This is a genomic window from Flavobacterium sp. UBA6195, from assembly GCF_002422095.1.
Taxonomy (GTDB): Bacteria; Bacteroidota; Bacteroidia; order Flavobacteriales; family Flavobacteriaceae; genus Flavobacterium.
On the sequence record NZ_DITB01000071.1, the window covers coordinates 1 to 14,458 of the forward strand.

13 protein-coding genes are annotated in these 14,458 nt (G+C 32.4%); 9 read left to right on the plus strand and 4 right to left on the minus strand.

Annotated features, from left to right (window positions below):
* Together hemC and hemA are read right to left on the minus strand one after the other, a co-directional pair.
* Window positions 1-882, minus strand: an 882-nt coding sequence (gene hemC, locus B4I81_RS06230) for a hydroxymethylbilane synthase (RefSeq protein WP_414655091.1), incomplete at its 3' end; no start/stop codon positions are given.
* Window positions 882-2,138, minus strand: a complete 1,257-nt coding sequence (hemA, locus tag B4I81_RS06235) for a glutamyl-tRNA reductase (protein ID WP_291108817.1) — start codon at window positions 2,136-2,138, stop codon at window positions 882-884. The genes hemA and hemC, both read right to left, overlap by 1 nt.
* Window positions 2,139-2,368: 230 nt before the next feature.
* Here hemA and B4I81_RS06240 point away from each other — a divergent pair, with 230 nt between their 5' ends.
* The 5 genes from B4I81_RS06240 to B4I81_RS06260 all read left to right on the plus strand — a co-directional run bounded on the left by B4I81_RS06240 (window position 2,369) and on the right by B4I81_RS06260 (window position 7,202).
* Window positions 2,369-3,244 carry a helix-turn-helix transcriptional regulator gene (locus tag B4I81_RS06240; RefSeq protein WP_291108819.1) on the plus strand — a complete coding sequence of 292 codons (876 nt, stop codon included), beginning with the start codon at window positions 2,369-2,371 and terminating at the stop codon, window positions 3,242-3,244.
* A 97-nt stretch (window positions 3,245-3,341) separates the two neighbouring features.
* Window positions 3,342-4,367 carry a ferrochelatase gene (gene hemH / locus B4I81_RS06245; RefSeq protein WP_291108821.1) on the plus strand — a complete coding sequence of 342 codons (1,026 nt, stop codon included), beginning with the start codon at window positions 3,342-3,344 and terminating at the stop codon, window positions 4,365-4,367.
* A gap of 3 nt (window positions 4,368-4,370) precedes the next feature.
* Complete coding sequence (locus B4I81_RS06250) at window positions 4,371-4,925, plus strand: CopD family protein (RefSeq protein WP_291108823.1); 555 nt, start codon at window positions 4,371-4,373, stop codon at window positions 4,923-4,925.
* Between the two features lie 72 nt (window positions 4,926-4,997).
* Window positions 4,998-6,410, plus strand: coding sequence for a sensor histidine kinase (locus tag B4I81_RS06255; protein ID WP_291108841.1), 1,413 nt, complete (start codon window positions 4,998-5,000; stop codon window positions 6,408-6,410).
* 15 nt (window positions 6,411-6,425) lie between these two features.
* Window positions 6,426-7,202 carry an enoyl-CoA hydratase/isomerase family protein gene (locus tag B4I81_RS06260; RefSeq protein WP_291108825.1) on the plus strand — a complete coding sequence of 259 codons (777 nt, stop codon included), beginning with the start codon at window positions 6,426-6,428 and terminating at the stop codon, window positions 7,200-7,202.
* A gap of 49 nt (window positions 7,203-7,251) precedes the next feature.
* Here the strand turns inward: B4I81_RS06260 and B4I81_RS06265 are convergent, their stop codons facing one another.
* Together B4I81_RS06265 and B4I81_RS06270 are read right to left on the minus strand one after the other, a co-directional pair.
* On the minus strand, window positions 7,252-9,456 hold the full coding sequence (locus tag B4I81_RS06265) for a S8 family serine peptidase (RefSeq protein ID WP_291108827.1): 2,205 nt from the start codon (window positions 9,454-9,456) through the stop codon (window positions 7,252-7,254).
* 182 nt (window positions 9,457-9,638) lie between these two features.
* Complete coding sequence (locus tag B4I81_RS06270; RefSeq protein WP_291108829.1) at window positions 9,639-10,223, minus strand: hypothetical protein; 585 nt, start codon at window positions 10,221-10,223, stop codon at window positions 9,639-9,641.
* Between the two features lie 184 nt (window positions 10,224-10,407).
* Between B4I81_RS06270 and B4I81_RS06275 the strand changes: the two genes are divergently transcribed.
* The 4 genes from B4I81_RS06275 to B4I81_RS06290 all read left to right on the plus strand — a co-directional run.
* Complete coding sequence (locus B4I81_RS06275) at window positions 10,408-11,847, plus strand: nucleoside recognition domain-containing protein (RefSeq protein WP_291108831.1); 1,440 nt, start codon at window positions 10,408-10,410, stop codon at window positions 11,845-11,847.
* Between the two features lie 3 nt (window positions 11,848-11,850).
* Window positions 11,851-12,225, plus strand: coding sequence for a hypothetical protein (locus B4I81_RS06280; protein ID WP_291108833.1), 375 nt, complete (start codon window positions 11,851-11,853; stop codon window positions 12,223-12,225).
* A 60-nt stretch (window positions 12,226-12,285) separates the two neighbouring features.
* Window positions 12,286-12,834: a transposase gene (locus B4I81_RS06285; protein WP_291108835.1), complete on the plus strand. Its 549-nt coding sequence runs from the start codon at window positions 12,286-12,288 to the stop codon at window positions 12,832-12,834.
* Window positions 12,835-12,912: 78 nt separating this feature from the next.
* Window positions 12,913-14,458 (plus strand): fumarate hydratase (locus tag B4I81_RS06290; RefSeq protein ID WP_291108837.1); only part of this gene is annotated, 1,546 nt, incomplete at its 3' end.

Sequence of the window (14,458 nt, forward strand, 5' to 3'; positions counted from 1 at the left end):
AGCGCTTCCACCGTTGTTTAAAATTGCTTCGGCACAATTTTTTCCGAAGTTATTATAAGAATCAAAAGTACAACTTTTTTTGATAGTGTGTTTTTCTTTTCCGTCTAAAGAGAATAAAACGCCTTCAAAATCAATTTTTTCAGATGTAAACGTTGCTAAAGCTCCAATTGGTGCTGTACAACCACCTTCTAGTGTTTTTAAGAATTCACGTTCAATGTGTGTGCAAATTTCGGTTTCGGCATGATTTAATTTTGCCAAAGCTTCTTTGCAAAAATGATCGTTTTCCATGGCAACTACAACCATTGCGCCTTGCGCTGGTGCAGGAATCATCCAACTTAAATCAATGTAATTTCCAGGTTTTAAATTAATGCGCTCTAATCCTGCTGCTGCAAAAATAGCACCATCCCAATCGTTTTCTTGTAGTTTTTGCATACGAGTATTTACATTTCCACGTAAATCTACTACGTTATGATTTGGGTATTTATTTAACCATTGTGCTTGTCTGCGTAAACTTCCAGTTGCGATAGTTCCTTGCGAATTTAAAAAATCTAAATTGCCTTTGTGCACTAAAATATCAACTGTATTAGCTCGTTCCAAAACAGCGGCTTGCACAATTCCAATAGGTAAAGCTGTTGGTACATCTTTCATAGAATGAACCGCAATATCTACCTGACCATTTATCATGGCAATGTCTAAGGTTTTGGTAAAAATCCCCGTGATTCCTAATTCGTAAAGTGGTTTATCAAGAATAATATCTCCTTGCGATTTTACAGCTACAATTTCAGTCTGATAGCCTAAATCATTTAATTTCTTTTGTACTGTGTGTGCTTGCCAAAGGGCTAATTCGCTATCACGAGTTCCTATTCGGATTATTTTGCTCATTATTTTGAAACCGTTTCTAATTGGAAAATTTTCTCAATCCATTCAATACTTTCATCCACCATGGTTTCATCATCTTTTAAATGATTAGCAAAATGATTCGTGATTTTCTGAATGATTCTTGCTGTAATCAATTCGGCTTGTTCTTCATCAAAATTAGCCAATTTTTTACGTTGAAAATTCAATTCTCCTTCTTTAATTGTATTCAGTTTTGCTTTTAAAGCATGTATGGTTGGGGCGAATTTACGTTGTTTCGTCCAAGACATGAACTCATCTTTAATTTCTTCGATAATAGCTTCGGCTGCTGGAATGTGTTTTTTTCTGTTTTCCAAAGTTTCATCCGTAATTTGCGAAAGTTCATCCATGTGAACAAGCGTAACACCTTCAATATCTTTTACATTTTCGTTCACGTTTTTCGGAATCGATAAATCTAAAATCAATAAAGGTTTTTTCAGATTTAAAATGGCTTTATCAACCGTTGGGTTTTGAGCACCAGTAGCTACTACAACTACATCTGCTTTTTGAAGTTCTAATTGTAAATCAGCATAATCTTTAACAATAACATCTAGTTTTTTAGCTAATTTTTCGGCTTTTTCTTTAGTCCTATTGATTAATGTGATCTGTTCGTGTTTAGTATGTTTTACTAGGTTTTCACAAGTATTTCTTCCGATTTTTCCAGTTCCAAAAAGTAAGATGTTTTTAGAAGCAATATCTTCTACATTTTTAAAAATATATTGAACCGACGCAAAAGACACAGAAGTTGCACCTGAAGAAATTTCGGTTTCGTTTTTAATTTTTCTACTCGCTTGAATTACTGCATTTACTAGTCTTTCTAAAAATGCATTTACTAAGTTTAGTTCTTTACTAATTACAAATGCATTCTTTAATTGACTTATGATTTCAAAATCACCTAAGATTTGACTGTCTAAGCCAGTTCCAACACGAAACATGTGATTAATAGCCTCACTATTTTTGTATACAAAAGCTACTTTCTGAAAATCTTCAACAGTTCCTTGACTGTTTTCGCACAATAATTTTATTAATTGAAATGGATGTTGGGCAAAACCATAAATTTCAGTACGATTACAAGTAGAAGTTACAATTAAACTATCAATACCTTCATCTTTGGCTTGATGCAATAAATTAGTTTTGGCCTTTTCATCCAAACTAAATTTCCCTCTCATTTCCGCATCTGCTTTCTTATAACTCAACCCTACTGCATAGAAAGTCGGATGCTTTGCGAATGTATTGTTTTCCATGTGATATACTCTTCCCTAAAAGTTTAACAAAATTAAATGATACTATTTTATAAAAACAACGCTTGAAGGACTTTTTATGTCGCTCAAAGTTATTTTAAAATCATTTGGTCTAATTTGCAATATTTCTGCTAAATTTGTACTAAATTCAAGCTTTTACAAATATGTTATGTAGAATAATTCTAAATAACGCCAAAAGATTTTGTTAGGCTTATATACGTAAAAATATCGCTATGGGTTCATTAGAAGAAATAAAAATTGAAAACGAATTTATTTTATTGCGTTTTCAAAATGATAGTAACGAAATAATTAAAGTAGAACGCCCTGTAAACCAAGGCCTTATCCAATTTCATTTTGGGCTTAAAGGAAAAGGGAAATTTGTCTTTAATCAAGGAAATTATGCCTTAGATTTAAAAGAAGAGAAGTCGCTTTTGTTTTACAATCCGCAAAAAGAATTGCCAATACACTTAGAATTAGCACCACAAAGTTGGGTAATTTCGGTAATTATATCTATCAAAAAATTTCATGGCCTTTTTTCTTCAGAAGCTGAAAGCATTCCGTTTTTAAGTGAAGAAAATAAAGATAAGAAGTATTATAAAGAAAACGATATAAGTCCGTCAATGGCAATTGTTCTTAGCCAAATTTTTCATTACAATATAAATTCATTCATCAAGAATTTATATTACAAAGGAAAAGGATATGAACTATTAAGTTTGTATTTTAATCGTTCCGAAGATCCAAACGCAGAACAATGTCCGTTTTTGATTGATGAAGAAAATGTTTTAAAAATTAAGAAAGCAAAAGAAATTATCATTGCTAATATGGCCGAGCCTCCTACACTAGAAGTTTTATCGGAACAAGTAGGGTTAAGTTTGAAAAAACTAAAAATGGGTTTCAAACAAATTTATGGCGATACCGTTTATGGGTTTCTATTTGATTACAAAATGGATTATGCACGTCAATTGTTAGATAGTGGTTCTTATAATGTAAATGAAGTGGGATTGAAAATTGGTTATAGTACAGGTAGTCATTTTATTGCTGCCTTCAAGAAAAAATTTGGTACAACACCAAAAAAATATTTAATGAATTTGAATGCTAACATTGAATAGTTCAATCATATTGATTTTGTAAATCGCATTATAGATAAAAAACGTATATAAAACTTTCCTTAAAAAGAAGATTGATTACTTTTATAAAAAAAAGAAAATGAAAAAAGGAGTACTGTTAATTAATTTAGGTTCACCAGACAGTCCAGAGCCAAAAGATGTTAGAAAATATTTAGATGAATTTTTAATGGACGAACGCGTTATCGATGTTCCATATTTACTTAGAGCCTTATTAGTAAAAGGAATCATTTTAAATACTCGCCCAAAAAAATCAGCTAAAGCGTATAAAAAAATTTGGTGGGAAGAAGGTTCTCCATTAATTGTGTTATCAAAACGATTACAAAATAAAGTTCAAGAACAAGTCAGTATTCCGGTTTCTTTAGCCATGCGTTATGGAAATCCTAGTATCGAATTTGGTTTAAAAGAATTACACAATCAAGGGGTTGATGAGGTTTTATTAATTCCATTGTATCCTCAGTTTGCTATGGCAACAACCGAAACTATTTTGGTATTAGCCGAAGAAATTCGCAAAAAACAATTCCCTAACATGGAATTCACCATTTTACCAGCTTTTTATAACCAACCCGATTATGTTCGTGATTTATCTAACTCCATTAAATCGGCTTTAGATGATTTTAAATCAGATTATTTATTGTTTTCGTATCATGGTGTTCCAGAGCGTCATATTAGAAAATCAGATGTAACAAAATCGCATTGTAAAATAGATGGAAGTTGTTGTAATACGCCTTCAAAAGCACACGAGTTTTGCTACCGTCATCAATGTTATGAAACTACTAAACAAGTTGCTGAATTTTTAGGTTTGGAAGAAGGAAAATACAGCACATCATTTCAATCACGTTTGGGTCGCGATCCTTGGTTGCAACCTTATACCGATGCTACTATTGATGGTTTAGCACAAAAAGGAATTAAGAATTTAGCAGTGGTTACACCCGCTTTTGTTTCGGATTGTTTGGAAACTTTAGAAGAAATTGGAATGGAAGCAGCACATAGTTTCAAAGAAAACGGTGGAGAAAATTTCTTGTCTATTCCATGTTTAAATGATAGTGCCGATTGGGTTAAAACCATGAGCCGTTGGATTGATCAATGGGCTTTTCAAAATCAATAAAAAATGGAATTATACAATTACATAAAATCGTTACATTTAATCTTTGTGGTTACTTGGTTTGCTGGTTTGTTTTATATTGTTAGGTTATTTGTTTATCACGCAGAGGCCAAACAAAAACCTCAACCCGAGCAAGACATATTAATTAAACAATACCAATTAATGCAATATCGTTTATGGTACATTATAACTTGGCCAAGTGCTGTTTTAGCAAGTGTTTTTGCTTTTTGGATGTTGTTTTTTACTGAAGTTGGTAAAGTTTGGTTAGCCCAACCTTGGATGCACGTTAAATTAGCGTTTGTGTTTTTATTGTATTTGTATCATTTAAAATGCCATCAAATATTTAAACAATTGCAAAATAATGAGGTAAAGCATACTTCAAGTTTCTTTAGAATCTGGAACGAAGGTGCTACAATTATTCTATTTGCAGTAGTTTTTTTAGTAATTTTAAAAAATGCAATTAATTGGATTTTTGGCGTTGTTGGCATTATTGCTTTTTCAGTATTATTAATGTTAGGTTACAGATTATACAAAAAAATTCGAGAGAAAAACAACAGTTGATTTTCATCAAAAAACATGGATAGAATTTTAAACTTTAAGAACCTTTCCTTGCGTGTAAGAATATTTCTTTCCATGATATTCTTAACGTTAATTGCGTCTGTTCTTATTGCTGCGGTTTCTATTTATCAATTTAGAAAAGAAGCTCGCGAATACCATCAAGATCGTTTAGAACGAAAAGAAGCGGCTATTACCGAACATATTAATTATGTGCTTCAAACTACTACTTATCCGCTTACGACGGAAAATATTCCTTTAATTTTTAAAGAGAAAATATTCGAATTATCAGACATTCACAGTATGGAAATCAATTTTTTTGATTTAAAAGGAAAACTTTTAATATCATCAAAAGCTATATTCAAACTAGATAAAGACAAACCAAAAATAAACCCATCCACATTAAAAATTATTCAATCGTCATTAGACAAACGTTACATTGAATTTTCAAAAGTTGATGGGCAATCGTTCCGATCTTCTTATTCGTATTTAAAGGATACTAAGTTTAAACCCATGGGAATTTTAAATTTACCATATGAAGAAAATACCGAGTTTTACGACAATGAAGTTCAAAATTTCTTAATTCGATTTGGGCAAGTTTACGTTTTTATGTTCTTTATTTCTATTGTATTGTCTTATTTTTTATCGAGTTATATTACCAAATCTTTAAAAATTATTAGTGATAAACTTCAAGAGACAGAATTGTATCAACGAAATGAAAAAATTGTGATAGAAGATGGAAGTAAAGAAATTAATCTTTTAATTAATTCCTATAATAACATGGTGGATAAATTAGAAGAGAGTGCCACTATTTTGGCCCAAAGCGAAAGAGAACAAGCTTGGCGCGAAATGGCTAAGCAAGTAGCACATGAAATCAAAAATCCATTGACGCCAATGCGATTAACTGTGCAAAGTTTTCAAAGAAAATTTGACCCCAATGATCCAAATATAACCCAAAAATTAGACGATTATACCAAAACTATTTTACAACAAATTGATACGATGACGGCTGTTGCGGGTGCTTTTTCAAATTTTGCAACGATGCCAGCTCAACAAAACGAAACGTTAAATGTAGTTCGAATTGTAAAAATGGCTTTGGAAATTTTTAATGAAGATTACATTCAGTTTTCAGCATTGGAAGATGAAATTATAGCTAAATTAGATCGAACACAACTAATTCGTGTAATTACCAATTTGGTTAAAAACGCTATCCAAGCCATTCCAGAAGAACAAGAAAATAAATTGGTTTTTGTTACCGTTTTTAGACAAGATAACGAAGTTAAAATTGCAGTAAAAGACAACGGAAAAGGAATTTCAAAAGAAAATCAGGAACGCGTTTTTGAACCAAAATTCACTACAAAATCAAGCGGAATGGGACTTGGTTTAGCTATTATTAAAAATATTATAGAAAATTATAACGGAACAATTACCTTTGAAACGGAACCTAATGTGGGAACTGAATTTTTGGTTTCTTTCCCAATAAATAAATAATCAAAACAAACAAAAATGGAAAATATTCTTATTGAAAAACATGATGCTATTGCAATTGTAACGATTAACAGACCAACAAAATTAAACGCATTAAATAAGGCAACTATTCAAGAATTACACGATGGATTTAAATCGTTAAACGAAGATAAATCCGTAAAAGCAATTATTGTAACGGGTAGTGGAGAAAAAGCTTTTGTAGCTGGAGCCGATATTTCAGAATTTGCTAATTTTTCAGTAGAAGAAGGTGAAAAATTAGCTGCTGAAGGGCAAAGATTGTTGTTTGATTTTGTGCAAAATTTAAGCACTCCAGTAATTGCAGCTGTAAACGGTTTTGCTCTAGGTGGTGGATTAGAATTAGCGATGTCATGTCATTTTAGAGTAGCATCAGATAATGCCAAAATGGGATTACCTGAAGTAACATTAGGAGTTATTCCAGGTTACGGAGGAACACAACGTTTGGCGCAATTAGTTGGAAAAGGGCGTGCTATGGAAATGATTATGACAGCAGGTATGATTGATGCCGAAAAAGCTAAAAATTATGGTTTAGTAAACCATGTAGTTGCACAAGCTGAATTGTTAGAATTTGCAAAAGGAATTGCTTCTAAAATTACTAAAAATTCAAGCGTGGCTATTGCAAAAGCGATTCAAGCGGTTAATGCAAATTACATAGATGGCACAAATGGCTACCAAGTAGAAATTGAAAATTTTGGATATTGTTTTGGCACGGAAGATTTTAAAGAAGGTACCACAGCGTTTTTAGAAAAAAGAAAAGCAGAATTTCCTGGGAAGTAATTATAATAAAAAAGCTCGATTAAATCGAGCTTTTTTATTATAATTAGATTTATTTTTTAACAACTATTTTTTTTGTTGTTTTACCCAGATCATTTTCAATAGTTAACAAGTAAACTCCTTCTGAAAGATTCTCTATATTTAAAACTTCTATCATATTATTAGATTTTTTTTCTAATACTTGCCTTCCTTGAAAGTCGTTTACTTTGTACATAGTTGAGTTTGAATAAGACAATGATGATAAATCAATGTTAATAATTCCTTTTGCTGGATTTGGATACACCTTTACTTCAGACAAAGTATTATCTGATTTACTAAGCGGTTGCTCTAAGTTACATATTGACAAAGAAACACTATTAATAATACCACCATCTCCATTATATGCGTCTACAACGCGTAAAGTCCATATTCCATCAGCTGGCAAGTTATTTAAGTTAGCCAAGTAATCAACAGGCTTAACATTACCAATTATTGATGGGGCTGTAGCACCACAAGTGAAATTTATGCCGGCATCATCTAAAGTACAATTTATATCATCATTATCTCCACAAGGTTCATCAAATAATGTAATTATTGGGCTTCCTATAGCTGCTGGACCTTCTAAATAATACTTCATATCTTGAATATAAGTATGTGTAATATTAAGATTTACATTAAGACCCCCTATTATTAATCCTCCTGAAACAACAATAGGCACAGTGGCAACACTGTTTGCTGTTGTAGCAATAGTAGCATTTGAAAAATCAGAAGCTGTAAAAGTACTTCCGCAAGTAACAACTGCGGTTCTAAAGTTATTTATTAATACTTCAGAAACTAATGCAGTACCACATCTATTTGAAGGAATAACTCTCCAATAATAAACAGTTTCTGGTGTTAAACCTGTAAGCAAATAATTATTTTCAGTTGTATTAATATTGACAAATAAAGAGGAAAAATCAGACTGATTTGATACTTGTAAATTATAATTTTCAACATTTACATTTGAATTCCAGTTTAAGAAAACAGAAACAGCAACACTATTCTGACCGCTTACTGGTGAAGTCAATACTAGAGGTTGAACAATAGGAGAGTAAACAGTTAATTGTTTCATTCTAGTTTCAATTTCTATTCCATTAGAACCAGAAATTCCAACAGAATAGGTACCTGGTTGTACTGCATTTAATCCAGAAACAGTCATTGTAACCGTCCCATTAGCACTTAATGAAGATGGGCTAAATATTGCTGTTGCACCAATAGGTAATCCAACTGCTGAAAAAGTTGTCGTCATATTACCTGTCTGCTTATATTCAAAATTGTAAACAGCATCTTGATTTGAGAATAAAGTTAAATCCTCGGATTTAGAAATTAATGAAAAATCGGAAGTAATGCCTGTAAAAATTAAAGAATAATTTTGAGAGCCTGAAACTAAATTTCCTTTATGTGTTACTGAAATAACGTAATCACCTACAGAAGGTGCGTCTATTTTAATAACTTCAATATTATCAACATTATTATCCCCATTTCTAACAGCTAATGCAGAAGGATTTGATTGTAATTTCCAAGGGTAAAAAGTTGTTCCGTCTTTTGTAATTCTTATCTCTAAATCATTAACTAATACTGGAGTAATATTATTATCTCCCAGAGTTCCGTTATTAGCAACTCCAGGTAAATCAGTCCATGTTATTGAAGCAATTAGTGGATTTGATGAGCCTCCATTTGATTTAACAGTAATATTGAAGGTTTGCCCTTGCGTCAAATTTTCTTCTGAAATCCATGAGGTTAAACCATTTCCGGTAATTGTTTCTACGGCTTTCTTTGCGTTTAATAAACCCCAACCCATCTTAGCGTCGGGACCTAAATTTCCAGCATCATCAGCAGTATGACATACCAAACCTCTTAAAGTAGAGGACTTCATAAAACTATTTGTTAAATTTTTTTGATGTTGCTGCAATAATAATAAAGTTCCTGCAACATTAGGACTAGCCATTGAGGTGCCAGAATATGATGCGGTTGCGGTGTTACTTGTAGATATTGTAGATGTTAAACTTGTTCCATTCCCAGTAATATCTGGTTTAATTCTTCTGTCATCTGTAGGACCTTGACTACTTGACGTATTTATTGAAACACTAAATAAGCTACCATCCGTATTTATTACAGCATCATTTGCATTTGCTACGATTAATGTATTTTTTGAGGTTTTATTTCCAGTTAATTTATCATAACCTACAGCAATTGGATTTGAATTATTATTGTTAGTTCCATCATTTCCCGCTGACATTACAGGTAAATAATAGGGTGATTAATAAGTAATCTCATCCCATGATCTTGCAGCGTCTGTATAAGCTCCAATATACCAAGCTGGTATATTGATGTCCCAGATCCTATTGGAACCCCATAAGAATGATTTGAGATTAACATTCCTCCCAAAACCTCAGATAAGGCTTCTGACTCATCATTGTCCTAATTAAATGTCCTTGCCGTTGCTAATGTTGCCATTCCTTTTACTCCAGCTGATGCAGTACTCCAAGGTAAAGCTAATATTGTACCTGTAACATGAGTGGCATGATCGCTATAAGATATTCCTGAAATATCATCAACAGTTGTCACTCTTCCTCCAAAACCGCTATGAGTTCTTCTTACAGTACCTCCATCCCAAACACGAGCAATCATACCTTGACCATCTAAAGTTAATCCCATACCACCACCAGTGTTTAAAAAATTTGCTCTTGTGGATTTTGCTGCATTTACATTTGTTGTTGCATAATAAATAGGATATCCGTCAGGAGTAACGCTCATTAGTTGTTTAAAACTTCCGTCATCTCCTTTAATAAAAATTGGCCAATTGTTTTTGTTAGCCATTTCAACAGCCTTAGCTCTTTGTTTTTCTTCTAACTGTCGATAGTAAGATATCTTTTCCTGAATTTTTGCAAAATTGTAGTCTTTTGTTATTTTAGCAACATCTTCCTTGGTTTGTGAAAAAGATAGTACACAGAAAAAGATAATAAAATAAGTGAATAATTGTTGTTTTTTTATTTTTTGGGGCAAATTAGTTTCATTTAATAAAACAAATATATAATTTTTTCATAATTTCAAAAAAATGTTTTAAAATAAACGACTTGAATTCAATAAAAAAAATTTCTTAAAGTAAAATAATTAGAACTATGCTAGGGAAAAATTAAATTTTCTTTAAACACTTATAAATATTACATTTACGAAAAAATAGGTATTTATGGTTTTAAGCAGATTTTGGTTAGTGATATTTATATCATCTATCTTTTTTATTGTATTCGGATTGTTCTCTTCGCAATATTATTCTATTGATTATGTTTTGAATGGAAAACAAGGTGAACCTCTTTTAATTGGTGAAAAATATTTAAAAGAAGTGCCAAAGTTTGTTAAAGACAGTTTAGAAAACGCTGATGATAAAACTTTCATAATAAATAATAACATTGCAGATGCTGATACGACCTATGTGTACAACAATCACACCGTAAAAATCTACAGCGGAAAACAAAAAGCAGATGGTTTACTTCCTATGACCAAAAGCAGTTTATTTGATTTAATTCTGCCTTTGATTGCTTATTTATCCTTTTTCTGCGGAATAATGGAACTACTTATTATTTCAGGAGCATCGGAAAGATTGGCTAAGAAATTAAGTCCGTTGTTTGCAAAAGTATTCCCTTCTATTCCTAAAAATCACGAATCGATTTCCTATATGACGTTGAATTTTTCTGCCAACTTCTTAGGATTGGATTCAGCTGCAACTCCTTTTGGATTAAAAGCCATGCAAAGTTTGCAAGAATTAAATCCAGATAAAGATAGAGCCAGTGATGCCCAAATCATGTTCATGTGTTTGCATGCTGCTGGTTTAACATTAATTCCAACATCTATTATTGGTTATCGTGCGGCTGAACACGCTGCAAATCCTGCTGACGTTATGTTGCCATGTATTATAACTTCATTTGTAGGAACAATTGCCGCTTTTATTTTAGTTGGAATCAAACAACGAGTTAATTTCAAAAGCGCATCTTTACTAGCGGTTTTAATGGGCGTAATCGGCGCCATTGTTGGATTATTATTTTATGTAAACAGTTTAGATTTAATCGGAAAAAATTACTTTACTTCTAACCTTTCGGGATTATTATTGATACTAATCATCGGAGGAACTTTGATATTTTCCTTCGTTCAAGAGAAGAAATTCGTAGCACAAAAAACAACCATTTTCGACACATTTGTATCTGGAGCCAACAACGGATTAAAAACGGGAGTTACTATTTTTCCTTATGTAATGGGAATGTTAGTCGCTATTTCGTTATTCAGAAACAGTGGTCTATTTGAAAATATTGCTAACGGAATTTCATTTGTTTTTGCACATTTGGGTGTCGCTAAAGAAATCACAGATTCATTGCCAGTAGCGATGTTGCGCCCTTTTAGTTCTGGTGGTTCCCGAGGGTTTATGATTGATGCGATGAAGCAATTTGGCCCTGATTCTTTGACCGGAAGATTGAGTTGTATTTTCCAATGTAGTGCCGAAACAACGTTTTACGTAATTGCCGTTTATTTTGGAAGCATCAACGTGAAAAACACACGTTATACTCTAGGAATGATGCTTTTAGTAGATTTAATTTGTGTGATTACCGCAATTTTTGTGGCTAGTTGGTTTTTTTAAGGGATGAATAAAATACTTAAATATGCTTCGATATTACTGATTCTAATCAGTTTTGTTTCATTTTACAAAACATTTCAAGAATACAAAATATTAAATTCTGGAAACAAAATCTCTGTTAGTGTTTTCTCAGTACCTATTTCATGTAGCGAATCTTCTAAAACTTCTAAAGCTTATTTTACTTTTTACTTTAACGAAAAGAAACAAAGTAAAAGGTTAGAAGATCGTTGCTCAATAAATGTTGGAGATAAAATCAAACTAATAACAAATGAAACAAAAGATATTTTCCTCTTTGAAGATGAAGATATTCATTTTGAACTTTTAGCTGGTTTACTAATTTTTGTTACTGGAATTTATTGTTATTTCAAAGCAAGTAAATAATTTTTTAAATTCAACTCCTGCAAGGTTTCCAAAACCTTGTAGGTGTTAAAAAAGTAAATTATGAAATTGGAAGTTTTAGAGAAAGATAAAGTATATCACATTTATAATCGAGGCATAAATAGTGAAACTATTTTTAATTCAGTCGAAAACAAACAGTACTTTTTAAAACTCTACTCAAAATATTTGGAAAACAAAGCAGATACTTTTGCTTACTGTTTAATGGATAATCACTTTCATTTTATTATTAGAATTGTAAATGAAAAAGAAATTACTCAAGCTCTTTCAAATCTTTTCAATGCTTATGCAAAAGCTTTTAACAAACAAAACAATAGAACCGGAAGTTTGTTTGAAAAACATTTTAAAAGAATTCAAATTGAAGATGAAACATATTTGACAAACTTGATTCAATATGTTCATTTAAATCCGAAACATCATTTAGATTTGGATTATAAAAGTTTTCAGTTTTCATCGTATCAATCAATAATTTCAGATAAACCAACGAAATTACTTAGGAACGAAGTAATTCAATTATTTGATTCTAAAGATAACTTTATTTATTGTCATGACTTTAAAAATGAAATTTTATCTGAAAAACACATGCTTGAATAAAAAACCTACAAGGTTTTAAAAACCTTGCAGGTTGGAAAAACAAAAATCCGTAACTTTACCTTTCAAAACATACACACAATGGACTTTTTATATCAAGACCCGTATCCAATTTTAAAAGACGATACACAATACAAAAAATTAACTTCAGATTACGTAAAAGTAGAGCAACTTGGCGATAGAGAAATCTTAGTGGTGGATCCAAAAGGATTAGAATTATTAGCACAAGAAGCTATGGACGACGTTTCGTTTATGTTGCGTTCCGCACATTTACAAAAACTAAGAAACATTATCGAAGACCCAGAAGCGACAGACAACGACCGTTTTGTGGCTTATAATTTATTGCAAAATGCTGCTGTAGCCGTGGAAGGTCAATTGCCTTCTTGCCAAGATACTGGAACAGCAATTGTAGTTGCAAAAAAAGGTGAAAACGTTTACACAGGTGTTGATGATGGCGAATGGTTGTCAAAAGGAATTTACAATACGTACCAAAATAAAAATCTTCGTTATTCGCAAATTGTTCCAATTTCGATGTTTGAAGAAAAAAACTCAGGTTCGAACTTACCAGCTCAAATTGATATTTATGCGAAAAAAGGAAATTCGTATGAGTTCTTATTCTTAACAAAAGGTGGTGGTTCGGCAAACAAAACGTTTTTATATCAAAAAACAAAATCGTTGTTGAATGAAAAATCATTAGACGAATTTGTTCGTGAGCGCATTATGGATTTAGGAACAGCGGCATGTCCTCCGTATCACTTAGCTATCGTTATCGGTGGAACTTCGGCGGAAGCAAATTTAGCAGCCGTGAAAAAAGCATCAGCTGGTTATTATGACAATCTTCCAACTTCTGGAAACATGGCAGGTCAGGCGTTTCGCGATTTAGAATGGGAAAAAAGAGTACAAATTATTTGTCAAGAAAGTCAAATTGGAGCACAATTTGGTGGGAAATATTTAACGCATGACGTTCGTGTCATTCGTTTACCACGTCACGCGGCTTCTTGTCCGGTGGGAATGGGAGTTTCTTGTTCGGCAGATAGAAATATCAAAGGAAAAATTACGAAAGACGGTATTTTCTTGGAACAATTGGAAACCAATCCTGCGCAGTTTTTACCTGAAACAGCACCTCATTTAGAGCCAGCGGTGGAAATTGATTTGAACAAACCAATGCAAGAAGTACTGGCAGAATTATCAAAATACCCAATCAAAACACGTTTGAAATTAAACGGAACATTGATTGTAGCTCGTGATATTGCGCATGCCAAAATCAAAGAATTGTTAGACGCTGGAAAACCAATGCCAGAGTATTTCAAAAATCACCCAGTGTATTACGCTGGTCCGGCTAAAACTCCAGACGGAATGCCATCAGGAAGTTTTGGTCCAACAACTGCAGGAAGAATGGATGTTTATGTAGACGAATTCCAAGCCGCTGGTGGAAGCATGATTATGTTAGCCAAAGGAAACCGAAGCAAAGACGTTATGAACGCTTGTAAAAAACATGGCGGATTTTATTTAGGTTCTATTGGTGGTCCTGCTGCGATTTTAGCGAAAGAAAACATCTTATCGGTTGAAGTAGTAGATTTCCCAGAGTTAGGAATGGAAGCTGTAAGAAAAATTGAAGTAAAAGATT

Excerpts from the sequence above, each read along its gene's own strand:
- hemA (WP_291108817.1), bottom strand. The coding sequence starts at position 2,138 with ATGGAAAACAATACATTCGCAAAGCATCCGACTTTCTATGCAGTAGGG.
- B4I81_RS06240 (WP_291108819.1), top strand. The coding sequence starts at position 2,369 with ATGGGTTCATTAGAAGAAATAAAAATTGAAAACGAATTTATTTTATTG.
- hemH (WP_291108821.1), top strand. The coding sequence starts at position 3,342 with ATGAAAAAAGGAGTACTGTTAATTAATTTAGGTTCACCAGACAGTCCA.
- B4I81_RS06250 (WP_291108823.1), top strand. The coding sequence starts at position 4,371 with ATGGAATTATACAATTACATAAAATCGTTACATTTAATCTTTGTGGTT.
- B4I81_RS06255 (WP_291108841.1), top strand. The coding sequence starts at position 4,998 with ATGATATTCTTAACGTTAATTGCGTCTGTTCTTATTGCTGCGGTTTCT.
- B4I81_RS06260 (WP_291108825.1), top strand. The coding sequence starts at position 6,426 with ATGGAAAATATTCTTATTGAAAAACATGATGCTATTGCAATTGTAACG.
- B4I81_RS06265 (WP_291108827.1), bottom strand. The coding sequence starts at position 9,456 with ATGTCAGCGGGAAATGATGGAACTAACAATAATAATTCAAATCCAATT.
- B4I81_RS06275 (WP_291108831.1), top strand. The coding sequence starts at position 10,408 with ATGGTTTTAAGCAGATTTTGGTTAGTGATATTTATATCATCTATCTTT.
- B4I81_RS06280 (WP_291108833.1), top strand. The coding sequence starts at position 11,851 with ATGAATAAAATACTTAAATATGCTTCGATATTACTGATTCTAATCAGT.
- B4I81_RS06285 (WP_291108835.1), top strand. The coding sequence starts at position 12,286 with ATGAAATTGGAAGTTTTAGAGAAAGATAAAGTATATCACATTTATAAT.